General features: G+C 72.4%; 23 protein-coding genes. 11 read left to right on the top strand and 12 right to left on the bottom strand.

Annotation, left to right across the window (positions count from 1 at the left end; genetic code table 11):
• Nucleotides 1-100: 100 nt before the first annotated feature.
• Genes ACMCNO_RS04675 through ACMCNO_RS04660 form a run of 4 tightly spaced genes read left to right on the top strand, consistent with a single transcriptional unit; the run spans nucleotide 101 to nucleotide 3,219 of the window.
• Nucleotides 101-592, top strand: a complete 492-nt coding sequence (locus tag ACMCNO_RS04675) for a fluoride efflux transporter FluC (RefSeq protein ID WP_412748185.1) — start codon at nucleotides 101-103, stop codon at nucleotides 590-592.
• A complete protein-coding gene (crcB, locus tag ACMCNO_RS04670; RefSeq protein ID WP_412748184.1) occupies nucleotides 589-948 on the top strand; it encodes a fluoride efflux transporter CrcB in 360 nt (119 codons plus the stop codon). Before ACMCNO_RS04675 ends, crcB begins: the two co-directional genes overlap by 4 nt.
• Before the next feature lie 51 nt (nucleotides 949-999).
• A complete protein-coding gene (locus ACMCNO_RS04665; protein WP_412748183.1) occupies nucleotides 1,000-2,112 on the top strand; it encodes a serine hydrolase domain-containing protein in 1,113 nt (370 codons plus the stop codon).
• Nucleotides 2,113-2,166: 54 nt separating this feature from the next.
• The gene (locus tag ACMCNO_RS04660; RefSeq protein ID WP_412748182.1) at nucleotides 2,167-3,219 is read left to right on the top strand and encodes an MBL fold metallo-hydrolase; all 1,053 of its coding nucleotides are present in this window, start codon (nucleotides 2,167-2,169) and stop codon (nucleotides 3,217-3,219) included.
• Between the two features lie 34 nt (nucleotides 3,220-3,253).
• Here ACMCNO_RS04660 and ACMCNO_RS04655 read toward each other — a convergent pair whose 3' ends face one another.
• The 7 genes from ACMCNO_RS04655 to ACMCNO_RS04625 are packed head-to-tail and all read right to left on the bottom strand — an operon-like array spanning nucleotide 3,254 to nucleotide 11,286.
• Nucleotides 3,254-5,638: a hypothetical protein gene (locus ACMCNO_RS04655; RefSeq protein ID WP_412748181.1), complete on the bottom strand. Its 2,385-nt coding sequence runs from the start codon at nucleotides 5,636-5,638 to the stop codon at nucleotides 3,254-3,256.
• Nucleotides 5,635-6,717, bottom strand: coding sequence for a glycosyltransferase family 2 protein (locus ACMCNO_RS04650; RefSeq protein ID WP_412748180.1), 1,083 nt, complete (start codon nucleotides 6,715-6,717; stop codon nucleotides 5,635-5,637). Before ACMCNO_RS04650 ends, ACMCNO_RS04655 begins: the two co-directional genes overlap by 4 nt.
• A gap of 9 nt (nucleotides 6,718-6,726) precedes the next feature.
• On the bottom strand, nucleotides 6,727-7,905 hold the full coding sequence (locus tag ACMCNO_RS04645; protein WP_412748179.1) for an acyl-CoA reductase: 1,179 nt from the start codon (nucleotides 7,903-7,905) through the stop codon (nucleotides 6,727-6,729).
• A gap of 37 nt (nucleotides 7,906-7,942) precedes the next feature.
• Nucleotides 7,943-8,986, bottom strand: a complete 1,044-nt coding sequence (locus ACMCNO_RS04640) for an acyl-protein synthetase (protein ID WP_412748178.1) — start codon at nucleotides 8,984-8,986, stop codon at nucleotides 7,943-7,945.
• Complete coding sequence (locus ACMCNO_RS04635; RefSeq protein ID WP_412748177.1) at nucleotides 8,983-10,314, bottom strand: AMP-binding protein; 1,332 nt, start codon at nucleotides 10,312-10,314, stop codon at nucleotides 8,983-8,985. Before ACMCNO_RS04635 ends, ACMCNO_RS04640 begins: the two co-directional genes overlap by 4 nt.
• On the bottom strand, nucleotides 10,311-11,048 hold the full coding sequence (locus ACMCNO_RS04630; protein WP_412748176.1) for an SDR family NAD(P)-dependent oxidoreductase: 738 nt from the start codon (nucleotides 11,046-11,048) through the stop codon (nucleotides 10,311-10,313). The genes ACMCNO_RS04635 and ACMCNO_RS04630 overlap by 4 nt, the downstream gene beginning before the upstream one ends.
• Nucleotides 11,041-11,286, bottom strand: coding sequence for an acyl carrier protein (locus tag ACMCNO_RS04625; RefSeq protein WP_412748175.1), 246 nt, complete (start codon nucleotides 11,284-11,286; stop codon nucleotides 11,041-11,043). Before ACMCNO_RS04625 ends, ACMCNO_RS04630 begins: the two co-directional genes overlap by 8 nt.
• 188 nt (nucleotides 11,287-11,474) lie before the next feature.
• Here ACMCNO_RS04625 and pseB point away from each other — a divergent pair, with 188 nt between their 5' ends.
• The 6 genes from pseB to ACMCNO_RS04595 are packed head-to-tail and all read left to right on the top strand — an operon-like array spanning nucleotide 11,475 to nucleotide 17,984.
• Nucleotides 11,475-12,452: a UDP-N-acetylglucosamine 4,6-dehydratase (inverting) gene (gene pseB, locus ACMCNO_RS04620; protein WP_412748174.1), complete on the top strand. Its 978-nt coding sequence runs from the start codon at nucleotides 11,475-11,477 to the stop codon at nucleotides 12,450-12,452.
• On the top strand, nucleotides 12,452-13,576 hold the full coding sequence (locus ACMCNO_RS04615) for a DegT/DnrJ/EryC1/StrS family aminotransferase (protein ID WP_412748173.1): 1,125 nt from the start codon (nucleotides 12,452-12,454) through the stop codon (nucleotides 13,574-13,576). The genes pseB and ACMCNO_RS04615 overlap by 1 nt, the downstream gene beginning before the upstream one ends.
• Before the next feature lie 5 nt (nucleotides 13,577-13,581).
• A complete protein-coding gene (locus ACMCNO_RS04610; protein WP_412748172.1) occupies nucleotides 13,582-14,445 on the top strand; it encodes a hypothetical protein in 864 nt (287 codons plus the stop codon).
• Nucleotides 14,442-16,076 (top strand): hypothetical protein, encoded by a 1,635-nt coding sequence (locus ACMCNO_RS04605; RefSeq protein WP_412748171.1) that lies wholly within the window; start codon nucleotides 14,442-14,444, stop codon nucleotides 16,074-16,076. Before ACMCNO_RS04610 ends, ACMCNO_RS04605 begins: the two co-directional genes overlap by 4 nt.
• Nucleotides 16,077-16,107: 31 nt before the next feature.
• The gene (locus tag ACMCNO_RS04600; protein ID WP_412748170.1) at nucleotides 16,108-16,839 is read left to right on the top strand and encodes a cytidylyltransferase domain-containing protein; all 732 of its coding nucleotides are present in this window, start codon (nucleotides 16,108-16,110) and stop codon (nucleotides 16,837-16,839) included.
• A complete protein-coding gene (locus tag ACMCNO_RS04595; RefSeq protein ID WP_412748169.1) occupies nucleotides 16,836-17,984 on the top strand; it encodes a PseG/SpsG family protein in 1,149 nt (382 codons plus the stop codon). Before ACMCNO_RS04600 ends, ACMCNO_RS04595 begins: the two co-directional genes overlap by 4 nt.
• A gap of 28 nt (nucleotides 17,985-18,012) precedes the next feature.
• Here ACMCNO_RS04595 and ACMCNO_RS04590 read toward each other — a convergent pair whose 3' ends face one another.
• Both ACMCNO_RS04590 and ACMCNO_RS04585 read right to left on the bottom strand, forming a co-directional pair.
• On the bottom strand, nucleotides 18,013-18,699 hold the full coding sequence (locus ACMCNO_RS04590) for a protein phosphatase 2C domain-containing protein (protein ID WP_412753615.1): 687 nt from the start codon (nucleotides 18,697-18,699) through the stop codon (nucleotides 18,013-18,015).
• Between the two features lie 38 nt (nucleotides 18,700-18,737).
• Nucleotides 18,738-19,541, bottom strand: a complete 804-nt coding sequence (locus ACMCNO_RS04585) for a GntR family transcriptional regulator (RefSeq protein WP_412753614.1) — start codon at nucleotides 19,539-19,541, stop codon at nucleotides 18,738-18,740.
• 233 nt (nucleotides 19,542-19,774) lie between these two features.
• Here ACMCNO_RS04585 and ACMCNO_RS04580 point away from each other — a divergent pair, with 233 nt between their 5' ends.
• Nucleotides 19,775-19,966, top strand: a complete 192-nt coding sequence (locus ACMCNO_RS04580) for a hypothetical protein (protein WP_412748168.1) — start codon at nucleotides 19,775-19,777, stop codon at nucleotides 19,964-19,966.
• 101 nt (nucleotides 19,967-20,067) lie between these two features.
• Here ACMCNO_RS04580 and ACMCNO_RS04575 read toward each other — a convergent pair whose 3' ends face one another.
• From ACMCNO_RS04575 to ACMCNO_RS04565, 3 genes are all read right to left on the bottom strand, one after another.
• The gene (locus ACMCNO_RS04575) at nucleotides 20,068-21,333 is read right to left on the bottom strand and encodes a hypothetical protein (RefSeq protein WP_412748167.1); all 1,266 of its coding nucleotides are present in this window, start codon (nucleotides 21,331-21,333) and stop codon (nucleotides 20,068-20,070) included.
• 141 nt (nucleotides 21,334-21,474) lie between these two features.
• On the bottom strand, nucleotides 21,475-22,752 hold the full coding sequence (locus tag ACMCNO_RS04570) for a hypothetical protein (protein ID WP_412748166.1): 1,278 nt from the start codon (nucleotides 22,750-22,752) through the stop codon (nucleotides 21,475-21,477).
• A 152-nt stretch (nucleotides 22,753-22,904) separates the two neighbouring features.
• Nucleotides 22,905-24,152 carry a hypothetical protein gene (locus ACMCNO_RS04565; protein WP_412748165.1) on the bottom strand — a complete coding sequence of 416 codons (1,248 nt, stop codon included), beginning with the start codon at nucleotides 24,150-24,152 and terminating at the stop codon, nucleotides 22,905-22,907.
• Nucleotides 24,153-24,203 lie beyond the last annotated feature (51 nt).

Here is a 24,203-nt window from a genome sequence, read left to right as displayed (position 1 = left end):
GCTCCACGGCGGTGGGGCCCGCCGATCCCGCCGGAGCGGGGTGCACCGCGACGAACGGTCGCCAACGGTCCCTGCCAGGCAGACGCTGGTAGGAGGCGTGGTGCACGGTCCCCTGTTCCCTATCGACCCCGATGTCGACCTGCACGTGCCTGCCGAGCGGGCGGAACTGCGCCCGCACCCCGCGCCCCTGCTCGGCGCGATCGCGGCGGGCGGCGCCCTCGGCGCCCTCGCCCGGTACGGCGTGACCCTGGCCTGGCCACACCCGCCCGGAGGGTTCGCGTGGTCGATCTGGCTGGTCAACGTGACCGGGTCGCTGCTCATCGGCGTACTCATGGTGTTGATCGCCGAGGTGTTCCCCGGCCGTCGGCTGGTCCGGCCCTTCTTCGGCGTCGGAGTGCTGGGCGGCTACACGACGTTCTCCACGTCGATCGTCGATGTCCAGCAGGCCGCCACGCACGGCGCCGCCGGCACCGCCCTGGTGTACCTGTTCGCCACGCTGCTCGGCGCACTGCTGGCCGTGTGGGCGGGCACCGCCGCGACCGAGGCGCTGGTCGGACGCCGGGCCGCCGCCGACACCGGGGAGGCGCGGTGACGCTCGTGCTCATCGTGCTGGGCGCGGCGGTGGGTGCGCCGCTGCGGTATCTCGCGGACCGGGCGGTCCAGGCCCGCCACGACTCGTTGTTCCCGTGGGGCACGTTCGCGGTGAACGTCTCCGGCTCGCTGCTGCTCGGGCTGCTCACCGGTCTGCCCGTGGGGCCCGCCTGGTCCGCGCTGCTCGGCACGGGCTTCTGCGGGGCGCTCACGACGTACTCGACGTTCAGCTTCGAGACGCTGAAGCTGGCGCGCGACGGCGCCCGGCTGCTGGCGGTGGCGAACGTGGCGGGCAGCCTGCTGGCGGGCCTGGGCGCGGCGTATGTCGGTCTGCTCATCGCGGGCGCGGTCGGCTGACCCGCCGCATCACCTCGTCCGCAGGTGAGAAAGTGGTCCCGGAAGGTGCTGATGACGCAGAACTGGAGCGCCCTGCAGACCCGGGCGAAGAAGGCGATCGACGGGCTCGTCGCGTCCGGCCGTGAGCGCGGCGTGCAGGTGGCCGCGTACCTCGACGGCAAGTTGATCGTGAACGCGGTGTCGGGCATGGCGAACCCGCTCACCGGCCAGGTGGTCACCCCGGACACCCCGTTCTTCAGCTACTCGACGGGCAAGGGGCTGGCCGCCACGGCGGTGCACGTGCTGGTCGAACGCGGCGACCTCGACTACGACCTGCGGCTGGCCGACGTCTGGCCGGAGTACGGGCGACACGGCAAGGGCGCCACCACGCTCGGGCACGTGCTCTCCCACTCGGCCGGGGTGCCGGCGCTGCCGTCGTACACGATGCCGGAGGACCTGCTCGACTGGGACCGGATGTGCCGGACGATCGCCTCCTCCTCACCGCTGTGGGAGCCCGGCACCCGGCACGGCTACCACGCGTGGACGTGGGGCTGGCTGCTCGGCGAGACCGTGCAGCGGGCCACCGGCCGTTCCCTGTCCCGGGTGCTCACCGAGGACGTGGCCCGGCCCCTGGATGCCGAGCGCGAGCTGTACATCGGGGTGCCCGCGTCCCAGATGCCGCGGCTGGCCCGGCTCGAGGACCGCAACTGGTCCGCCGCGGTGGCGCTGGCCAGCACCCACCTGGAGAACTTCGACAAGATCGCACCGCCCGGGGTACGCCCCGACGTGGCCCTCGCCAACCGGCGCGACATCCTGAACGCCGACCTGCCCGCCGTCGGCACGGTCACCGCCCGTGGCCTCGCCCGCATGTACGCGTCCCTGATGGGCAAGGTCAACGGGGTCCGGCTGATCTCGCCGGAGCGACTCAAGGAGGTGACCACGGTGGTCACCCAGGGCCCGGACTGGGCGTACGGCGGCGACGGGCCCAAGACCCTCGGGTACGCGGCCGAGATCGGCGGCACCCGCTTCGGCTGGAGCGGGATGGGCGGCAGCCTGGGCGGCTTCTACCCGGCGTTCGGGCTGGCCGTGGCCTGCCTGAAGAACTATCTGGGAGTGGACGACGGTGAGCCGATGGAGGGCCTCGCCGCGATGATCCACGCGGCGGTGGCCCACGTCGGGCACTGAGGAGATCGTCACAGCGACGGTCAACCTCGGCAGAGCTGCGGTTAACGTTCGTTAATGGAAACGGCAGCGGGCGTGGCGGTCACCGGTGTGGCGCAGCGGGACGCATGGCAGCGCCGGGTGCTACCCCCGGTCGAACAGGTACGTCCCGGGCTGTGGTCGGTGCCCGTGCCGATCCCGCACAATCCGCTGCGCTACACGCTGTCGTACGCGTTCGTCACCGACGCCGGAGTGGTCGTCGTCGATCCCGGGTGGGACACCCCGCAGGGACGGGCGGCGCTGACCGACGGGCTGGCCGCCGCGGGGGCCGCCCCCACCGACGTCACCGGGATCGTGGCCACCCACATCCACCCGGACCATCACGGCCTCAGTGGGTGGCTGCGGGAAACCGCGGGCGCCTGGGTGGCGATGCATCCGGCCGAGGCGCGCAGCCTGCCCGCGCGGGCCTGGCGGGACGCGCGCACCCCCAACGACGCGACCTGGCTGCGCGGGCACGGCGTACCGGAGGATGCGGTCGAGGGCCTGTTCCTCGCCGAGACCGGGATCGCGGACCTGATGGCGCTGGCGGAACCGGACCGCCTCATCGAGGACGGCGACCTCGTGCCGGTCGCCGGACGGGAGGTCCGGGCGGTGTGGACCCCCGGGCACACGCCGGGGCATCTGTGCCTGCGCGACGCCGCCGCGGGGGTGCTGCTCACCGGCGATCACCTGCTGCCCCGGATCAGCCCGACGATCGGGGTGCACCGGGGCCGGAACGCGGACCCGCTGTCCGCGTACCTGGAGTCGTTGGCGAAGGTGGCCGAGTTCGGCGCGGACGAGGCGTTGCCCGCGCACGAGTACCGCTTCCGGCGGGTGCCCGCCCGGGCCGCGGACCTGATCGCCCACCACCGGGACCGATCCGCCGAGATCCTGACCGTGGTGGACACGTTGGGCGCGCCGACCGCGTGGGACATCGCGGCCGAGCTGACGTGGTCGCGGGGATGGGCCGCCTTGCAGGGGCTCACGCGACGGCTGGCGCTGGCCGAGACCGTCGCCCACCTGCACCACCTCGCGGCCACCGGGACACTCGGCCCGGACGGCGAGACTCCGGTGCACTGGCGCCGCCGCTGACCTCGGGCGGCGCGTCTGTGCACCGGTGCGCCGCTCAGCGCAGCTCGTAGACCGTCACCGGGCCGTCGGTCAGCCGCACCGTGGCCAGTTCCGCCAGCTGCGGCGCCACCGGTCCCGCCCGCCGGTCCGCGAACAGCCAGCGGACCCGGCGCACCTTCAGCTCGCCCAGATCCACCGTGGTCGGTGTGGTGAATGCCCGCTCGTTCAGGGCGTACACCGCCGGGTCCGGGGGCGGCTGGAACATGTACCTGCGGTCGCCGACGCCGTTCGCGGCGACCGTCGCGTCGGAGTATCCCCAGCTCTCCACGAGGGTCCGGCGCCCGCCCAGCGCGGCCACCCAGAACGCCCGCGCATCGCACCCGGGCCGGGTGCGTACCGGCTGGCAGTGCACGTTCGTGACGACCACGTCGTCGGCGTCCGCGTGCGCGTCGAGCCACCGGGCGGCCCGCATCTCCGCCGCCGTGACGAGCCGGTTCGACACCGGACCGCCCGGCGCCTTGCGCAGATTGTCCACGATGGCGGCGGCCCCGGTGCCGACCCCACAGCCCAGGACCGCGGCGACCGCCGCCGCGGCGAGTACGCCTCCGACCGGTTCAGCGCCCGGCGGTCGCGAGGCCCTGCCAACCCGGCTCCGGCGCACCACGAGGCCGGTCGCGGCGATGACGGCCAGCAGGGCGGCCAGCCCGGCCGCCGCGCGCCACGCCGGTACGGCAAGGGCCCGGCTCCAGCCGTCCACCGTGGAGACCTCCGGTGCGGCCACCCGGGGCGCGCAGGCGCCCCACAGGGCGCCCACCCCCGCCGCGGCCAGCGCCGCGACCCGCCGCCACCGCCCGCCGTCCGGCGGGACCAGAGTCGCCAGCAACCACACCGTGAGCACCGCACCGAACGGCACCACACCGGTGTAGAAGTACAGCTGGCTGGACGACGGGTGCCACAGCAGCCAGGTGCCGCCGACCCCCGCGACGGTGGCACCGGCCAGCAGCCAGGCCGCCGGGTCGCCGCGGGTCGGCCGGATCCCCAGCGTGGCGAGGCCGAGCAGCCGCGGTGTCTGGGTGAGCACCCACCACCCGACGACCCAGACGATGAACCACCGTTGCGCGCCGGTGGCCGCCGCCACGCTCGGCAGCACCAGCCCGTCATGGCCGGGCCCGTCGCGCAGGCCGAGCGTGCGCTGGTACGGCGTCGTCCAGTCGAGCGCGGCCAGCGCCTGCACCGCGAGGGTGCCCGCGCCCCCACCCGCAAAGGCGCGAAACCCGAGAGCCATCGTGCCCACCAGCGCAGCCACCAGCCCCAGCGCAGGCCACGGGACCGCCCGGGCCCGCCACCAGGCGACCATCGCGCCCAGGCCGGCCCCCACGATCAGGGGTGGCAGGGCGCTCGACTTCGCCCCGGCACAGGCGAACGCCAGGGCGGGCACCAGAATCCAGGCCCAGCGCAGGGGCCGCCCGCGCAGCACGTCCGCGGCCAGCACGACGAGCAGTGCGGCCAGCGGCAGCGCGTACACCTGGGAGGGGCTGGCGAAAACGGCCGGGCCGCCCACGAGGAACCCGCCCGGGGCGCCCAGCGTCACCGGCAGGCCGACGAACGCCGCGGCGGCCGCCGCCGGGCCGGTCCACCAGCGGCCGGCCAGGTCACGGCCCAGCACGGCGACCACGAACGCAGCCGTGGCCAGGATCGGCACGACCCACAGCCGCAGCAGCACCGTGCTGGCCGGAACGCCGGTGATCATGCTGGCGGCGGCCATGTGCGCGTCCGACAGGTAGTGGTAGCGCAGCGCCTCCCCGGCCAGCTGCGGCACCTCGAACGGCATCGTGCGGGTCAACTCGCGTACGAGCGCCAGGTGATACATCAGGTCCTGGTAGTAGACCGCGCTGGCGGGCGGCAGCGGGTTGCCGAGCATCGGATATCCCGCCCAGCCGACGATCAGCAGCACGACCGTGGCCATGAGCCACGACCAGGCGACCGGCAGGGGGCGCGGGTCACGGATCCGCCGGTGCCGCCGCAGCCGCGGCACCGCCAGAAACGCGGCGATCACGGGTCCGGGCCACCAGCGCAGCGCGGCCTGCCATCCGGCCGCCGCGGACACCGCCCACGCGGCCAGCTCCAGCACCAGGCCGGTGGCCGCGCCGAGGCCGAGGTCCTCGGGCAGGTTGCCGCGGCTGCCGCGCAGCGCCCGGTACACCAGGGTGCCGGGCAGCACGATGCACAACGCCCAGTACGACGCGTACGCGGCGACGGCGGTGGCGGGCGTGCCGGTGGCGTGCAGCGTGTAACCGCCGACCGCGGCGACCACCGGCCATGGCGCCACGGCGATGAGACGCCGACGACGCCAGCGCCCTCGCTCGGCCGGGCCGGATGGTGCGAGGGGCGGCGCGGGCGTGGCCCGGTCCGCCACGCCCAGCAGCGGCACGACGGTCACCGGGCGGCGGCCGGGGACCGCCCGGGCGGATGCGGGGCGGACGCCTCGGAGCCGTCGGCCGACGGCGGCACGGTGACCGGGGAGCGATCCGCGCCGCGCTGGACGGGGATCACCGTGGCCCGCCCGGCCTCGCCCGCGGAGTCGTATCCGATGTGGAACGTGGGCCGGTTCTGCACCGTACGGTAGATCCGGCTGACGTACTCGCCGAGCAGGCCGAGGCAGATCAGCTGCACCGCCGACAGCAGCAGCACGGCGAGGAACAGCGACGTCCAGCCGGGGATCACCGCACCGTTGGCCCAGACCACCACGCCGAACACGATCATCGCCAGGCACAGCACGAAGGCCGCCGCTCCCAGCCAGGTGGCCAGCCGCAGCGGCGCGGCGGAGAAGTTGGCGGCGCTGTCCCACGCCAGCGCGACCATCTTGCGCAGCGGGTACTTCGTCGTCCCGGCCGCGCGGGGCGCCCGGGCGTAGGTCACCTCGCCGGAGGCGAAGCCGAGCGAGGGCACCAGCAACCGGTACACCGGGGCCCGCTCGGGCAGGCCGCGCAGCACCTCCACCACCTCGCGGCTGAGCAGCCGGAAATCCCCGGCCTGGGCGGGCACCTCGGCCCCGACGAGCCGGCGCATCACCCGGTAGTAGATCCCGGCGGTGTGCCGTTTGAACGTCGTATCGGTGCTGCGGTCGGCGCGGACCCCGTACACGACGTCGAGGCCCCGGTCGCGGGCCAGCCGCAGCATCCTCGGGATCGTCTCGGGCGGGTCCTGCAGGTCGGCGTCGATGCTGACCACCCAGTCGCCGTACGCGCGGTGCAGCCCCGCGGTGAGCGCGGCCTGATGGCCGCTGTTGCGGCGCAGCCGCACCAGCCGCAGCTCGGGCCAGTCCCGCGCGTGCTGGTCGAGCAGCCGGGCGGTGTCATCCGCGCTGCCGTCGTCGACCGCGACGACCTCGTACGGCAGGTCCAGGCCGTCGAGCACCGGCCGCAGCCGGGCGGCGAACGCCGGGATCACCGCCTCCTCGTTGAACATCGGAACGACGACGGAGAGCACAGGCGTCCCGCCCTCGGTGCACTCGCTCATGCCGGAGTCCTAGGTTCGCAGGGTGGTGAGGCGGGTGAATTCTCTGGGCAGGTCGTAGCCGTCCCAGATCGCGCTGAAGGTCAGCGCGGAACCGAACGGCACGATCCGGTCCACTCCGCGCCCGCCCAGCGCCGCGGCGAAGCCGCCCAGTTCGTCGGGGGTGAAGCCGAAGTGGCTGACGGTCTGGTCCTGCCGGGTCATGGCCGGGACCAGGTCGGTCAGGGAGTCCACGGTGGCGAACGGGAAGGCTCCCGCCCCGATCCAGCGCCGGGGTGCGGCGGAGACCCCGCTGAGGGTGAGCCCGGTGACCGCGTTACCCGCGTGCCGCAGCCCGGTGGCCGCGCCCGTGGCGGCCAGCCCGTACGCGTGGACCCGCTTCTCCACCGCCATCGCTGCGTCCACGCTCCAGCCGCGCTCGCCGACCGTCTCGTGCAGCAGGGTCAGGAACTCGTCGGCGATCCCATCGGGATGCGGCCCGACCAGGAACACCGTGCGCGGTGACGAGCAGGCGGCCTGGTCGAACCAGTACGCGTCGTTGGCGAAGCCGAGCACGGCGGCGCGCCGGGCGGCCGGGTCGGCAGCCCGCCATCCGGGCGCCGACAGCACCGCCCAGCTCGTACGGTCGGGGAAGGTGAGGTCGCGCGCGGACGGGCGCAGCGGGTGCGCCCGGATGGTGTCGACGGCGGTGTCGCCGCCCCAGATGACCCGCAGGTCACACCACGCGCTGAGCGCCGCGGTGACGGCGTCGTCCCGGCCGTACGTGATCATCCGCTGGGTGCGCCCGATGACCGGGTCGGCGTCCGTGGCATGCAGGGCTTCCAGCACGACGTCGGCCGCGGCGGCGGAGCGCTCCGAGATGCGCACGACGTTGTGGTTTCCGGCCAGGGCGGACAGTGCCCACGAGTACACAAAGATGGTGTCCACATTGGCCGGTGGGACGTGGAAGACGTTGCCCCGGGGGAAGACCAGCGCGTCGTCGTGGCGCATCCGGGCCACGAGCCGGGCCAGCTCGGTGGGGCGCAGGAAGTAGCCGAGGGAGCCCAGTTCCGGGTGCTGCCGGGCGACCGCCGGGGCCAGCAGGCGGCGGGCGAAGCGGGCCAGGAAGTCCACGACCCGCTCGTCGCCGACCGCCAGCCGCTCGTGCGACGGCTCGGTCGCATCCCCCGGCTCACCGAATCGAACCCTCACGCGGTGCCTGCCTTTCGCGTGCGCTCGCGACCCTCGCTCACGCCGCCCTCCCCGATGAATAGGTGTCGGAACAGCCGCGCGCCTCGGCCCGGGGCAGCCGCCCCAGCACGGAGAACCGCTTGCCCGGCCACTCGCCGTCGTCGACGCCGTGCACCACGCCGAGGTCCTCCGTGAGCAGCACGTGCCCGGGATACGACGTGGGCAGGGTGCTCACCACCTCGATGAGTCCGGGCTCGCCGATCGGCTGCTCGTCCCAGGTGTGCGGATCACGGATCACGACGTCCGCGAAGTCGGGGCAGTACAGGGACCCGCCGGACGGCCCCTCCAGGAAGATCGTGCCGATCTGCTCGACCATGCCGTAGAAGTTGTGCACCCGGGTCAGGCCCACGTCGGCGGCGAGGCGCCGCCGGAACTCCCCGGGCGGCACGGCCCGGTCGACGAGCTTCTTCCAGCCGCCGGAGTGGATCAGGAGGCCGTTGCTCAGGTCCAGCCCGGCGTCGCGGGCCACCTCGTACAGGTGCAGCCAGACCAGGTAGGTGAAGCCGAAGATGAGGAACGGGGCGTCACCGTGCCGGGCGAGGAAGCCGCGCACCGCCTCGAGGTCGGGCCGCCCCTCGGGGTCGAGGGCCCACACGTGGTCGCGGCCGAACGTGGCCATGCCGAGCACCCCGGCGCCGCGGGCGCTGAAGGAGCGGCGGTCGGTGAGGATGCCGCGGGAGTCGACCAGCAGCATCGGCAGCCGCTTGTCGCCGAGCACGGTCCGCAGCGTCGCCCCGAGCTGGCGGGTCTGGGTGGCGGCGGCCTGCTTGTCCAGGTAGATCCGGCTCACCTCGCCGGTGGTGCCGCTGGAGGTGAGCACCTTGAACACCGCGTCGTCCGGGATGCTCTTCAGCGCCATGTGCTTGAAGAGCCGGACCGGCAGCCAGGGCAGCTCCGCGACGGTACTCGCGGTGGTGAAACCCTCGGCCGCGAGGATCCGGTCGTACGGGGTGCAGTGGGCGCGGTGATGTGCCACCAGCGCGGACAGCTCGGCCAGCAGCGCCGGCTCACGTTCTTTCTGGGTACGGGTGAACACACTCACAGCGACGCTTCCAGCCTGCGGTAGTCGACTTTGCCGGTGGGCAGCAGTGGCAGGGCGTCGACCCCGCGCACGTCGAGCCCGGAGAAGTGGGTGTCGAGCCATCCGGCCAGCTCGCCGCGGACCGCCCGGGCGTGCTCCGCGTCCGCCCCCTCGACGAAGACGTGGATCCGGTCCTCACCCGCGACGGCCGCGACCGCGCCGTGCACCGCGAGGCTGCGTTCCACGTCGTCGAGGTTGACCCGGATCCCGAACACCTTGCCGATCCGCTTGAGCCGCCCGGTGAGGAACAGGAACCCCTCGTCGTCGAGGTGGCCCAGGTCGCCGGTGCGCAGCACCCCGCCCAGGTCGTCGCCGCGGACCAGGTCCTGCGCCGTCTCGGCGTACCCCATCATGACGTTGGGTCCGGTGTAGACGATCTCGCCGTCGCGGGTGGCGAGCGCGCCGCCGGGGATCGGCAGCCCGGCGGAGCCGAGCTTGTCGGTCAGCCGGTCGGGCGGCAGCACGGTCATCCGGGCGGTCGCCTCGGTCTGGCCGTACATGACGAACAGGCGCCCGCCGGCGGCGGCCATCCGGTCGCCGAAGTCCGCGACCAGTTCCTTGCGCAGCCGCCCGCCCGCCTGGGTGAGGGTACGCAGGCTCGGGTAGCGGGCCGGGTCGAAGCGCAGCCGCCGCAGCATCTCGTACTGGTACGGCACGGCGGCCAGCGATGTGACCCGGTGGGTCTGCACCGCCGCCCAGAAGTCGCGGTGCAGCACGCCGGTGCGTTCCAGCACCACGGTCGCGCCGCGCAGCAGGTGGCTGTGCAGCACGGACAACCCGTACGTGTAGAACAGCGGCAGCGTGGTGGGCGCGGTCTCGGCGCCGGTGATACCGAGGCTCTCGGCGATGGCTTCCGCGTTGGACCGCACCGCCGTGCCGGAGAGCCGCACCAGTTTCGGGTTGCCCGTGGAGCCGCTGGTGGTGAGCAGCAGGGCCAGGTCGGGATGCACCGGGGCGGCCAGGCTCTGCCGGACCCAGGTGTCCCCCTCGGCCCGGTAGCCGTCCGGCGGGGCACCGGTGACGCCGGTGACCAGCGCGGGCGCGAAGCGTCCGATCAGGTCGTGCAGCACGGGCCCGGTCAGCTCGGGGTCGAGCAGCGCGATCGGGCGACCGGCGCGCAGCGCCCCGAGGTAGCGGGCGACGGCGGGCAGCTCGGTCGGCGTGAGCGCGAACGCGACCCCGGGGGCGTGCCGGGCGAAGTCGGCGGCGGCGGCGTCGACCTGACCGTGATCCAGGGCGGCGCCGGTCGCCGCGTCGAGAACGCGGGCGTCCGGGTGCAGCAGGTTCACAGCGTCAGTCCTCCGTCGACGCCGAGCACCTGGCCGGTGACGAAGCGGGCCTGCCGCGACAGCAGGAACGCGATCACGTCGGCGACCTCGGCGGCCTCGCCGAGCCGCCCCAGCGGGGTGTCGGCGATCCGCTGGGCGCGTCCCGCGTCGTCGAGGGTGTCCAGCATGTCGGTGGCGATGAAGCCGGGGGCCACGGCGTTGACCCGGATGCCGCGCGGCCCGAGCTCCTTGGCGGCGGAGCGGGCCAGGCCGCTCACGGCCGCCTTGGACGCGGCGTACACGGACTGACCGGCCGCGCCGACCTCGCCGGTGATCGACGCGACCAGCACGGCCGCGGGCTCACTGCCGCGGCCGAGCAGCCGGACCGCACCCTGCAATGTGTACGCGGCACCGACCGCGTTCACCGCGAACAGCCGCTGCACCGTGGCGTCGTCGGTCATGCCGAGCATCCCGGCGGCATGGGTGCCCGCGTTGACCACGAGGCCGTCCAGGCGCCGGAACGTCTCGAACGCCAGCCGCATCAACGCTTTGCTGGTCGCCGGGTCCGCGATGTCCCCGGCGGCGGAGACAGCGGTGATGCCGTACTTGTCCGCGAGGGCCGCGGCCACCTCGGCCACCGGTGCGGCGTGGTGGCCGTGCAGGACGAGGTCGTGCCCCTGGTCGGCGAGGCAATGGGCCGTGGCCAGGCCGATGCCGCGGGACGCCCCGGTGACGAGCGTGACCCGATCACTCATGGAAGTCCACTCCGTATTTACCGAGAATTCGCATCGCCTCGGCGAAGCTGGACATATTGATGACATCCTCCGTGTCAATCATTACCGAGAATTCATCTTCCAGCGCCGCGATCAGCGACATGTGGGCCAGCGAGTCCCACTTCTCATTGTCCTGATAGTGCAGCTCATCGACGACGGCGCCGGCGGGAAGGTCCAGCGCCGTACGGAAAACATCGCGCAGTCTCTGCAGCTCAATCACGATTTACTCCATGGGTCGACAGTGAATGAAAGCACCCTACCCCACCACCACCGCTGTCGCGGCGACCACTGGTTGCTGAACAGAACGTGAATTGATGTTGGCGTTTCCCGCACCCCCTGGAATTGGCCGGACGCGCAGCTAGGCTTCCGGCTCGAGTCGAGCTTCGACAACCATCCCCTGGAGTATTCGTGACCATTACCGGATCGTCGATCCTCGTGACCGGAGCCACCGGCTCGTTCGGCAAGGCGTTCCTGCGGTACGCACTGGCCGACCTGGACCCGCAGCGCATCGTCGTGTTCTCCCGCGACGAGCTCAAGCAGTACGAGCTGCGGCAGAAGTTCGGCGACGACCCGCGGCTGCGGTTCTTCATCGGCGACATCCGCGACCGCGACCGCCTCATCCGCGCCATGCACGGCATCGACCACGTGGTGCACGCCGCCGCGCTCAAGCAGGTCGACACCGCCGAGTACAACCCGTCGGAGTTCGTCGCCACCAACATCGACGGCTCGCAGAACGTCATCGACGCCGCCATCACCGCGGGCGTGCAGCGGGTGGTGGCGCTGTCCACGGACAAGGCGTCCAGCCCGATCAACCTGTACGGCGCCACCAAGCTGGTCGCGGACAAGCTGTTCATCGCGGGCAACCACTACGCCGCCCACCACCCCACCCGGTTCGCGGTGGTGCGCTACGGCAACGTGATGGGCAGCCGCGGCTCGGTGGTCCCGCTGTTCCGCCGGCTCAACGCCGAGGGACGCAGCCTGCCCGTCACGGACAAGCGGATGACCCGCTTCTGGATCACCCTGGAGCAGGCCGTGAAGTTCGTCGTGGACTCCTTCGACCGGATGCAGGGCGGGGAGCTGTTCGTGCCGCGCATCCCCAGCATGCGCATCCTCGACCTGGTCGAGGCCGTGGCCCCGGACGCGCCCACGCACGAGGTCGGCATGCGCCCCGGCGAGAAGCTGCACGAGGAGATGATCTCCGCCGACGACAGCCGCCGCACCCTGCGCTTCCCCGACCGGTACGTGGTCCAGCCGGTCGTGGCGAGCTGGGGCTACCAGACCCCGGCGGGCGGCGAGCCGGTGCCGGACGGCTTCAACTACCGCTCCGACAACAACGACCTGTGGCTGGAGGTCGGCGAGATGCGCGACCTGCTGCGGGTGCCGTGATGCTGCCGTACGGGCGGCAGTCCGTCGACGAGTCCGACGTGGCCGCGGTGGTCGACGCGCTGCGCAGCGACTGGCTCACCACCGGACCCCGGGTCACCCGTTTCGAGCGGGACCTCGAGGCGGTCGCCGGGGCGCCGTGCGTGACGGTCAGCAACGGCACGGCGGCCCTGCACACCGCGTACGCGGCCGCCGGGATCGGCCCCGGCGACGAGGTCGTCACCACGCCCATGACGTTCGTGGCCACCGCGGCCACCGCCGCCATGCTCGGCGCGACCGTGGTCTTCGCCGACGTGGAGGACGACACCGCGAACCTGGACCCGGCCGCCGCCGAGGCCGCGGTGACCTCGCGGACCCGGGCGGTCACCGCGGTCGACTACGCGGGCCACCCCGCCGAGTACGACCAGCTCCGCAAGGTGGCCGACAGCGCCGGGGCGGTGCTGATCTCGGACGCCGCGCACGCGGTCGGGTCCGCGTACCGGGGGCGGCCGGTCGGCGCCCTCGCCGACCTCACCACGTTCTCCTTCTTCCCCACCAAGAACCTCACCACCGGCGAGGGCGGCGCGGTCGCGTCGACCGATCCGGCGCTGCTGGAACGGGCCCGTACGTTCCGCACCGTCGGGCTGGTGCGCGACCCGGCCCGGCTGCGCCACCCCGACGAGGGCGGCTGGCACCAGGAGGTGCACGAGTTCGGCCTCAACTACCGGCTGCCCGACGTGCTGTGCGCCCTCGGCAGTGCCCAGCTGCGGCGCCTGGCCGACTTCAAGGCCAGCCGGGCCCGGCTGTGCGCGCGCTACGACGAGTTGCTGGCGGACGTGCCCGGGCTGCGGCTGCCCGGGCGCCGGGCGTGGACCGACCCGATGCGCCACCTCTATCCCGTACGGGTCCTCGGCGGGCGGCGCCGCGAGGTGTACGACCGGATGCGTGCCGCGGGCATCGGGGTGCAGGTCAACTACCTGCCCGCGTATTGGCATCCGGTCTTCGAGGACCTCGGGTACCGGCGCGGGATGTGCCCGGTCGCCGAGGCGTTCTACGCCGAGCAGCTGTCGTTGCCGCTGTTCGCGGACCTGACCGCCGCCGACCAGGACCGCGTCGTCGACACCCTGCGGACCGTGCTGGGGAGCTGAGGCCGGTGCACCACGCCAACCATTTCTACGGTCACGCCCACGTGCTGGCCGCGTACTGCGGGCTGGACCCGGGCGACCCGCCCCGCATCGAGGGGTACCTGCAGCACGGCTGGAACGTGCTGGACGGCCTGGGCGCGGGGACGCCGTACGTGTCCGGGCGGCCGATCTTCGTGTGGTCCGAGCAGACCCGGCGGCGGGCGTGGTCGATGGGGCGGCGGCAGGCGACCGTCACCGGGGCGCCGTTCCTCTATCTCATGGCAATGCGTCCCGAGGCGCACCCGCGGCCGCGCGAAGGGACCCTGTGGTATCCGTTCCACGGCTGGGAGAACCAGCGCGTGCACGGCGACCACCGGCGGCTCATCGACGAGATCACGGCCACCGAACCGGGCCCGGTCACCTTCTGCCTGTACTGGCACGAGTACCGCGACGAGCGCATCCGGGCGGTGTACGAGGCGGCCGGGCGGGTCATCTGCCACGGCTACCGCGGTCAGCGCTGGCGCGACACCGACCCGGAGTTCCTGCCCCGGCAACTGTCCGAGCTGCGCAGGCACCGGCGGGTCGCGTCGAACCGTCTCGGCAGCGCGATCCTGTACGGGGCCGCGGCCGGCTGCGCCCCCGCCGTGTACGGCGACCCGATGCGCCTGTCCGGTGAGGACTCCGCGACCGCCGAGCGCATCCGCCGCCAATGGCCCGAGCTGCACGGCGTACACCCCGACCCGGTGGTGGCCGCGGCCAGCGCCGCCGCCGAGCTCGGCGCGGACAGCCTCGCGTCTCCCGCCGAGCTGCGCGCCGTCCTCGGCTGGCACACCCGGCTCGCCGCGGGCGGCCGCCGCACCGCGCACCAGCCGGTCGTGGAGGGCGTCGCGTGACGGAGCAGAGCGTGCGGCTGATCGGCGGGGAGATGCCCGCCTGGTCCGACCGGCGGCCCGGCGAGCGGCCGCCCGCCGGGGGTCCCGTCCTCGCCCACCTGCTCGACCGGCTGGCCGCCCTGCTGCCCACCGGGGGCCGGGCCCTGATCGCCGGGCCGCACGACGACACGATCGTGGCCGGGCTGGCCGCGTACACCGACGTCACCTGCCTGCTGCGGGGCCGGCCCGACGCGGACCGGCTGGCCGGACGTGGCGTCACCGTCCTGTGTGGCACCCTGGCCAAGCTCACCGACACCGACCGGTACGACGTCGTGGTCGCACTCGACGGCCTCGACCGGCTGTGTTCCGTGGAGGGCCCCCAGTACGACTGGGCCGAGGCGCTGCAGGTGCTGCGCCGCACGCTGCGTTCCGGCGGCACCCTGCTGCTCGCCGTGGAGAACGAGCTGGGTGTGCACCGGCTGGTCGATCGCAGCGCGGTCACGGCCGCGCGCACCGACGGCGCATGGCGGCCGCTCGGCGAGTTCGACGGGTCCAAACCCGGAGCCCCGACCCGGCTGGCCGCGCGCTTGGCCGCCGAAGGGCTCGCGGTCTCCTGGCTCGGGGCGGCCTGGCCGCTGCCCGCGTCACCGACGCTGGTCGCCACCCCGAACGCACTGCAGGAGGGCCCGTCGGGCGCGGTCGCCGGGGCCGCCGCGGGCGCGGTCGGCGCCGCGTACGCCCGGCAGCCCGTGCTCAGCGACCCCCGCCGCCTGGCCGCGGCGGCCGTGCGCGGCGGGCTCGGCGCGGAGTTCGCCGCCGCGTGGATCGTGCTCGCCCACCGGGCTCCACGCCCAAGACTCGTCGGCCCTCCGCCCTCCGCCCTGCTGAGCACGGGCCCGCTCCCCGGCGCGACGGTGCTCGAGCTCGGCCGGGACCGGGACCGCGGCGGCGGCTGGGTGCGGCGGGTGGTCGGCGGCACCGTGGAGGCGACGCCGCACCGCGATCCCACCGCACTGGACGGGCCGATGCCCGCCGGGCAGCTCCTCGAGGAACTCCTGCTCAGCGCGTGCCTGCGGCACGACCTGCCCCGGCTGCGGCGGCTGCTCACCGGCTGGTCGGCGTGGCTGGCGACCCTGGACGGGCAGCGGGCGTACGCGACCGCCGACAACGTGCTGCTCGACGGCGACACGTACGCGTTGCTGGACCCCAGCCCGCGTGACCCGGACCCGCCGGGCGCTCCCACGGCCGCCGTGGCGGCGCTGCGCCGGCTCGCCCGCACCCTGCTCTCCGGCGGCTACGCCCACCCGTGGCCGGCCGCCACCGACCAGGACGCCCTCACCTTGGTGCTGGCCGGGGCGGCGGGCCTGGACGTCGGCCCGGAGCTGACCACCATGCCGGTCCCCACCGGACCGGTCGGACCCGACTCGCTGCGCGAGCACGAGGAACAGCTGCGTGCCCTGCGCGACCAACTCGCCGACGCGACCGCCCGCACCGACTGGTACGCGCAGGAGCTGGCACTGCGCGACGCCGAGCTGCGCCGGGCACACCTGCAGATCGCCGTGTTCAGCGGCAGTCTCGGGCACCGGCTGGCCCGGCTCGGCCTCAGCGTCGCCCGCCGGGCCCGCCACATCCTGCGCCGATCCCGGCCCTGACCCGCCATCCCCTCATCAGACAAGGAACCCCATGCGTAGCACCCTCGGTATCGTCCAGGCCCGGACGGGGTCGTCCCGGCTGCCCGGCAAGGTGTTGCGGCGGCTCGGCGGCCGTACCGTGCTGGAACGGGTCGTGCGCGCCGCGCAGGCCGCCGAGGTGCTGGACGCCCTCGTCGTGGCCACCACGACCGAGACCCGGGACGATGCCGTCGAGGTCGAGTGCGCCCGGATCGGCGTGGCCTGCCACCGAGGCCCCACCGACGACGTGCTGACCCGGTTCCTGGGGGTCCTGGACGGGCACCCGACGGACGCGGTGCTGCGCTTCACCGCCGACTGTCCCCTGCTCGACCCGCGCCTCGTGCGGCTGGCCGCCACGGTGTTCGCCGCGGCGCCCGGCCTGGACTACCTGAGCACGTCGATCGCCCGGACCCTGCCGCGTGGCCTGGACGTCGAGGTGGTCCGCGCGGACGTGCTGCGGGCCATCGACCCGCTGGCCACCGCGCACCACCGCACCCATGTCACCTCCTACGTGTACGCCCATCCGCGCGACTTCGCGGTGCTCGGCCTGACCCTGCAGCCGGACCTGTCGGACCTGCGGCTCACCCTGGACACCGAGGACGACTGGCGGCTCATCGAGGCGATCGTGGAGCATTTCGGTGACGAACCGGTCGAGGTCCGCGTGCTCGCCGACTGGCTGGCGGACCGCCCGGAACTGACCGTACTCAACGCCCATGTCCGCCAGAAGGAGCTGCAGCAGGCGTGATCGCCGTCGGGTTTCGTTGTGACGCCGGGCCGCGTACCGGGGTGGGGCACCTCGTGCGCTGCGTGGCGCTGGCGGAGGAGTTGGTGGCCCGGGGCGTGGCGGTGCATTTCCTCAGCGATCTGGGCGGCGTCACCTGGGCGCAGGCCCAGCTGGCGCAGCGCGGCCTGCCGTGGCATCCCGCGCCGTTCGACCAGGCCGGCCTCGTCGCGGCCGCCGCGCGGCTCGGCCTGGACGCGCTGGTGACGGATTCGTACGAGCTGCCGCCGGGGCAGGCGGCGGCCGTCCGGGCGACCGGGCGCACCGTGCTGACCATTGTGGACGGTAATCTGCTGGGCCAGTCGGCCGACGTGTACATCGACCAGAACCTCGACGCCGAGCTGGTCGCGCCGGAGCTGCCGCCGGGTGCGGTCCGGCTGGCCGGGCTGGACTATGCGCTGCTGCGGACGGCGGTGCGCGAACGCCGCCCCGCCGCGCCACGGGACGCCGCGGTGGGCCGTACCCCGAAGGTGGTGGCGTTCTTCGGCGGGACCGACGCGTTCCGTGCCGCCCCCGTGATCGGGCGCCTGCTGGTCGCGACCGGGGCGGCCTTCGACGCGACCGTCGTGGCCGCCGACGGCGGTCTGCGCGACGAGCTGCTGGCCGTGGCCACCCTCGAAGGTCAGCGGCTGCGGGTGATCGCCCCGACGGACGACCTGCCCGGCCTGCTGGCGGACGCCGACCTGGCGGTCAGCGCCAGCGGCACCTCCACGTGGGAACTGCTCTGCCTGGGCCTACCGGCCGCACTGGTCCGGGTCGTGGACAACCAGATCCTCGGGTACGAGCGCACGATCGCGCGCGGGCTCGCGGCGGGGCTCGGGCACCTGCCCGCCCTGCGCGCGCCTGGAGTCGAGGCGGACACGGCCGTGCGGGTGCTGCGCGATCTGCTCACCGACCCGGTCGCGCGGGCAGCGCTGGGCGCCCGCGCGTGGGCCGCGGTGGACGGGCGCGGCCCCGAGCGGATCGCCAATGCGCTGCTGGCCGCGATCCGTTCCGCCGCCCGACATCGACGCGTCGCGGCGCTTGATCGCCATGCGGCGGTAGCCCATGGGTGGGACTACGACGGCTGGCAGGAGATGCACGCCGCCGGCAGAGCACCCGCCGTGTGAAGCGACGGCGGCAATCTTCGAGCGCTGACTACGACCCTGCTGCGATGTCGATGACCATGACGGTGACGTTGTCCTGCCCACCCTCATCGAGGGCACCGGCAACGAGGGCATCCACTGCCAGATGCGGAGTGGCGCTGGACTTCAGCACGTCCCGGATGACCTCGGGCGACACGTACGAACTCAACCCGTCCGAGCACAGCAGCACGCGGTCGCCAGGGCAGAGCTGTAGGACTGCCAGGTCCGCCGAGCGACCGTCATGACGGCCGTCGAGGAAGCGCGCCAACTTCTCGGCGAGTCCCGGCACAGCGTCTGCATCGGAGACGAGATGCCGGTAGGTGTGGTCCTCGCTGACCCGATGCAGGTGGCTGTCGCCGGCCCGGAAATCCCGCATCAGATATGCGCGGGAGTCCCCGACGTTCGCCACCACGGCAGCACTCTCTGAGCGCAGGACGGCAACCATCGTGGTGCCCATGCCAGCCAGGTCGGGCTCCGCACGGATCCGCCTCCGCAGCGCCTCGTTGGCGGCGGCGATCCCCTGGCCGAGCACATCGGCCAGGTCGTCGGTCGCGACGGCACGGTCGTACGCCTTCAGCGCCTCGATAGCCGTGGTGCTGGCGACGTCACCTGCGACGTGGCCGCCGAGTCCGTCAGCAACCGCGAACAGCCACTTCCCCTGGTAGAACGAGTCCTCGTTGCGGCGCCGAACCTTACCCACGTCCGTCCGGCACGCAGCCACAGCGTCCAGAACGGTGGTCACGACCGGCCTCCCGCAGCGTCGGAGTCGGGCCATGGCTCCTTGGCGCTCTCGTCGCGATGCAGGACGTGAACCGTCTCGACACGGTCGCTGGCGATGACGTACTCGGTGACCTCAACCGGTTGGTTGTCAGTTCCGGACGTGCCGACCCGCACGATCTCCAGCACGGGCAGGCTCGTGGGGATGTCGAGGAGAGCGGCCTCGTCCTTGGTGGGCATGCGCGCCCGGTGGATCTCCATCCAACTGATCGGCCAGTGTCCGGACTGCTCGATGCGGTACAGCCACTCACCCGCCGCGGGTTCCGCGTCGACGTCGGCGACGAGATCGGCCACGCGGGGATGGATCCAGGACGTGTTGATCTGAAACGGTGCCTCGGACGCAGGTCCGGTCACCCGGAACCTGCGCAGCACCGAAGTGCCGGGTGTGACGCCGAGCAGCTTGGCGATCCGTGGATCGTCGAGTGGCGCCGGGGCGTTGACGGCGTCCCCGTGACGAACCCAGACCTCCTGGCCACTCGCCGAGGGAAACGAATAGCCGTTGGCATGCTCGTTACGTTTCACCAGGTCGCCGCGCGGACGGCGCGGGCGCACCGTGCCATAGCGGACGGTGATGCCTCTTCCTTGGACCGCCCAGACGTAGCCCTCACTCTCCAGCACAGCGACAGCCCTGCCGATCGTGTCCCGGTTGGCGGCATACTCCGATGCGAAGTCATCCAAACGAGGGAGGCGGGTGCCGGGCGCCCACTCCCCAGCCTCGATGCGTCCCCGAATCTCGGAGGCAATGTCCTGGTAGCGCGAGTGCACGGGCACGATGACACCTCTACTTCCGCGATTGTCCCAAGACAGGCGTTGACAGCCGCCAAGATTGTCCCCAGACTAAACGCACAGATAGTCCCCAGACAATCTTGGGAGCCAAGCCGCAGGTCCGAGCCTCGACTGTGGATGGCCACATCTGATTCGTCAGCGCCGTGTGCCCAGGCACCAGTGCGGCTGGGCAGGCTCCCGAACGGACCGTCCCGGCTGAGATTGGACAGGACATGAATGCACCGAGTTGCGATCCGCTGATCGACATCGCCGAGCAGGTCGCGTTCTGTTTCTCGGAGCGCGGCTACGCCTTCGTCGAGGACGACAAGGTGGAGGCGTTGGCCGACACCCTCAGATCGTTCCTGAAGACCGCAGGCATTCCGGTGCATGACTTCGCGGACGACAACGCCATCGACTCCTGGTGAATGCTTCCGGTTGGGGGAATCACCAGCTGTGCGTATACGCATCTCCTGCCGTCGGCGACGCCCGCCCCGGCCATGCAACTGGCCGGGACAGGCGCGGCGGTTCAGCCCTTGGCGCGTGGCGTGCGGCGCCGCGTGGCGACCAGCAGCGCGATACCGGTGAGCACAATGCCCGCCCCGGCAGCCAGGTACCCGACCAGGGACGGACCGGTGATGGGCAGACCACCCGTCCCCGCCCCGCCACCGGACGTGTCCGCCGCTGCCGCCGTGGGCGCCGTGGGCGCCGTAGTTGCGCCGGGAGCGGCGGGCGACGTGCTCGACGGCTTCGTCGGGTTGATCACGTACCGGGCGGTGTTGTTCGCCGGGTTGCTGTCGCCATCAAACAACACCGTCACGGTGCCGACCGCATCGCGCACATCCTGATCCAAGCGCAGCCCGAACGGCGGAAGGTAACGCTCGGTCGGCTTCAAGGGGTGGGACTCCCACCCAACGCCGTAGCAGGTGAACTCCTTCCGATTCGCGAACGGTCCCGAGGCCGACTCGGAACCGTCCGGCAAGCGGTGGCAGTCAAAATTCGCCTCGACGACGGTGACACCCGTCGGAACGGTGATCTTGAACGCCGGCTTCAGGGGCTCCACATCGTTCTCGTGGTAGAAGTTCGGATTGTTGATCACGGCGATGTGGCCGTCGTTCCGGACACCGGCTTGCGGGTGGACGACGTCGCCCCGATGCGCGGTCAACGACTCAGCGACCGCCGCGAGGTCCGGACGCGTGCTCGGCAGCTGGGAGGTACGGAACGTCGAACCGCCGTACTCCCTCGACCGACCGCGGTCTTCGAAGGCGGCGGCGGGCATGGGTGCGGCGGCTGGTCGAAGTGCGAGTGCTGGAGCCGTCTCCTTCTCCAGCTTCCGCCAGGTCTGCGTGTCTCCGTCGCTCCATGAATCGATCGTGAAGTCGCCGTCGTCAGAATAGTCCGGAAAGACGTCGGCGCCACGCACCGGCAGCTCAAAGGCATAGGTCGTGCCTGGCGCCAGGGTGACCGGGAACAGGCACCTGACAAGGTATCTATGGGCGTCCTCGCGGTCTCCCGGCGTCTGACCGCAGTTGGCGAAGTCGGCATCCACCTTGAGCGGGGAGGCAAGTCCGCTGACGGAAATGCTGAATCCCTGGACCGGGACGGTGTCCTCGTTGTGCACCGTGAACGTCGCTATGGCCTGCTCGTCCCCGTGCAGATCCACCATCACCGTCCGGGTGCTCAGCTTTCCATATTCCGTTGCGGCGTGGGCGGTGGCGGCGACCGGCACCGGGGCCAGGGTGCCGAGCAGGACAGCAGCCAGCGACCGACGAGCACGCCGGAACGGCATCGACATGGAGAGAGTCCCCTTTCATTCAAAGTCCGGCCAGGCAAATCCGACCGTCGATCGAATATCACCGATTCATGAGGACTCGGCTCGCCTGCCGCTGGTGATGCCCGCCCCAGCCATGCAGATGGTCGGGGCGGGCGCGGCAGTTCAGCTCTTGGCGCGTGGCGTGCGGCGCCGCGTCACGACCAGCAGCGCGATACCGGTGACCAGAATGCCTGCCCCGGCAGCCAGAAAACCGGCCAGGGACGGGCCGGTGATGGGCAGACCACCCGTCCCGGCCCCGCCGCCGGACGTGTCCGCCGCCGCCGCGGGCGCCGTGGTTGCGCCGGGCGTGGCGGGCGACGTGCTCGACGGCGCCGTCGGGTTGATCACGTACCGGGCGGTGTTGTTCGCCGGGTTGTTGTCTCCATACATCAGCACCGTGACGGTGCCGACCGCGTCATGAACGTCCTGATCCAAACGCAGCCCGAGGCGGGGAATGTAACGCTCCCGAGGCATCAGCGGATGCTCCACCCACGGGGTGCCGAAACAGGTGAACTCCTTCTCGTTCGCGAACGGTCCCGAGTCCCACTCGGATCCGTCCGACGAGCGGTGGCAGTCACGATCCACGTCCACGACGGTGACGCCCTTCGGGACAGTGATCTTGAAAATCTCCCACCTCCACTGCGGCGCACCGCCGTGGGCTGTGTTCACCAGGTTCTGAACACCGATGCGGCCGTCGTTTCGTACTCCGACTTCCGGGTGGATGACGTCCCCCCGATGCGCGGTCACGGGCTTGGCGAATGCGGCGAGGTCCGGCTGCGTGCTCGCTCCCTGAGAGATGCGAAACTGGGACTCTTCGTACTCGATGGCCTTACCGCGGTCCTCGAAGGCGGCGGCGGGCATGGCTGGCGCGGCTGGCCGGAGCGCGAGCGTCGGACCCGTCTTCTTCTCCAGGGCTCGCCAGGTCTCCGTCGCTTCGTCGCTCCAGGAATTGATCGAGAAGTCGGTCCTGTCGTTGTAGGACGGCCAGGCATCGGCACCGCGAACGGGCAGTTCAACGGTGTAGGTCGCGCCCGCAGCCAGGGTCACCGGAAACAGGCACCTGGCGAAGATCTTCCAGTCGTGGAGGCCGTTCGCCGCCCAGTCGTCGCAGTTCGCGAAGTCGGCATCCACCTTGAACGCGGGAAGGACCCTGCCGATGGAAAGGCTGAAGCCCTGGACCGGGACCGTGCCGGTGTTGCGCACCGTGAACGTCGCCACGGCCGACCCGTCCCCGGGCACGCCCACGTAAACCTCGCCGACGGTCAGCTTGCCGGGATCCGGCGCGACCGACGCCGCATGTTCCGGCGCGGCGTGGGCGGTGGCGGCGATCGGCATCGAGGCCAGCGCGCCGAGCAGGACAGCGGACAGCGACCGACGAGCGCGCCGGAACAACATCGACATGTAGAGATTCCCCGTTCCGATCAAAAGTCCGGCCAGGCTAATCGATCATCGATCGACGGGCAACGCGGGGCACAACCTCGTGGCCGGTTCCGGGATGTGCCTACTTGCACGGTCCCCCCGGCCAGGGCATCTGGCCGGGGGGAGCGCGGCGTTCAGGCCTTTGCGCGTGGTGCGCGGCGCCGCGTCGCGACAAGCAGCGCGACACCGGTGAGCAGGACGGCAATGCCACCGGTCAGGAAACCGATCAGGGACGGGCCGGTGACCGGCAGTCCACCACCGTCGCCGGCCCCGCCGCCGGCGGAATCCGCCACCGTGGTCGCCGGGGCCGCGCCGGGCGTGGCCGGCGACGTGCTGGTCGGCGAGGTCGGGTTGATCACGTACTGGGCGGTGTTGTTCGCCGGGTTGTCATCGCCGTCCAGGACCACCGTGACCGTGCCGACCGCGTCCCGGACCTCCCGGTCCAGGCGCAGCCCGAAGGCGGGAACGTAACGCTCGCCGGGCTTGAAGGGGCTCGTCCGCCACGGGACGCCGTAGCAGAGGAACTCCTTCTTGTTCGCGAACGGGTCCGACGTCGGCTCGGAGCCGTCCGGGTAGCGGTGGCAGTCCTCGGCCACATCGACGACGGTGACGCCGTCCGGCACCGTGATCTTGAAGACGGGCTTCTTCGCCCGCGACTGACCGTCCTCGACGATTTCAGCGTTGGGGCGAAGCGCGACCGCGCCCGCGTTGCGCACGCCCGCCCCGGGACGGACGGTCTCGCCCGGGCGTGCGGTCACATTCTCGGCCACCGCGGCGAGGTCTGGGCGCTTGCCGGCTTCCTGACGGACCCGGAAGAAATGCTGGCCGTAGCTGGTCGACTGGCCGCGGTCCTCGAAGGCAGCCGCCGGCATGGGTTCCGCGGCCGGCTGAACGCCGAGCGTCGGCCCGGTCCTCTTCGCCAGCTGCCGCCACGACGCCGTCGCCGCGTCGCTCCAGGAGTCGACGTCGTATTCCTCGTAGACCGACTGGCCCGGCCAGGCGGCGTCGGCACCGCGCACCGGCAGGTCGACCCGGTACTCCGTGCCCGCCGCGAGGGTCACCGGGAACAGGCACGTGACGGGAAGAGCATGGGGGCGATCGTCGCGCGTGCCGTAGCAGTTCACGAAGTCGCCGTCCACCGTGACCGGGACGGGAAGCGCCCGGAGGCGGATGCCGAAGCCCTGCACCGGTGCAGCGCTGTTGTTCCGTACCGTGAAGGTCGCGGTTGCGGGCTTGTCTCCGATCAGCGTCACCGACACGTCCCCGGAGGTGACCGGGCGCTCCGGCGCGGCGTGGGCAGCAGCGGCGACCGGCATCGTGGCGAACGTGCCGACCAGCACAGCGGACAGCGACCGGCGAGCACGCCGGAGCAACATCGACATGTGGAGATTCCCCGTTTCGGTAGGTCCGGAGCAGGTTAGTCGATCATCGAT

Source organism: Krasilnikovia sp. M28-CT-15 (genome assembly GCF_047159595.1).
In the GTDB taxonomy this organism is placed as follows: Bacteria; Actinomycetota; Actinomycetes; order Mycobacteriales; family Micromonosporaceae; genus Actinoplanes.
This window is presented reverse-complemented; position numbering and strand designations above follow the sequence as displayed.

What these genes read in the sequence shown, in the direction of transcription:
- ACMCNO_RS04665 (WP_412748183.1), top strand. Translation starts at nt 1,000, where the DNA reads ATGACGCAGAACTGGAGCGCCCTGCAGACCCGGGCGAAGAAGGCGATC.
- ACMCNO_RS04565 (WP_412748165.1), bottom strand. Translation starts at nt 24,152, where the DNA reads ATGTCGATGTTGCTCCGGCGTGCTCGCCGGTCGCTGTCCGCTGTGCTG.
- ACMCNO_RS04630 (WP_412748176.1), bottom strand. Translation starts at nt 11,048, where the DNA reads ATGAGTGATCGGGTCACGCTCGTCACCGGGGCGTCCCGCGGCATCGGC.
- ACMCNO_RS04650 (WP_412748180.1), bottom strand. Translation starts at nt 6,717, where the DNA reads ATGAGCGAGTGCACCGAGGGCGGGACGCCTGTGCTCTCCGTCGTCGTT.
- ACMCNO_RS04600 (WP_412748170.1), top strand. Translation starts at nt 16,108, where the DNA reads ATGCGTAGCACCCTCGGTATCGTCCAGGCCCGGACGGGGTCGTCCCGG.
- ACMCNO_RS04580 (WP_412748168.1), top strand. Translation starts at nt 19,775, where the DNA reads ATGAATGCACCGAGTTGCGATCCGCTGATCGACATCGCCGAGCAGGTC.
- ACMCNO_RS04570 (WP_412748166.1), bottom strand. Translation starts at nt 22,752, where the DNA reads ATGTCGATGTTGTTCCGGCGCGCTCGTCGGTCGCTGTCCGCTGTCCTG.
- ACMCNO_RS04575 (WP_412748167.1), bottom strand. Translation starts at nt 21,333, where the DNA reads ATGTCGATGCCGTTCCGGCGTGCTCGTCGGTCGCTGGCTGCTGTCCTG.
- ACMCNO_RS04660 (WP_412748182.1), top strand. Translation starts at nt 2,167, where the DNA reads ATGGAAACGGCAGCGGGCGTGGCGGTCACCGGTGTGGCGCAGCGGGAC.
- ACMCNO_RS04615 (WP_412748173.1), top strand. Translation starts at nt 12,452, where the DNA reads ATGCTGCCGTACGGGCGGCAGTCCGTCGACGAGTCCGACGTGGCCGCG.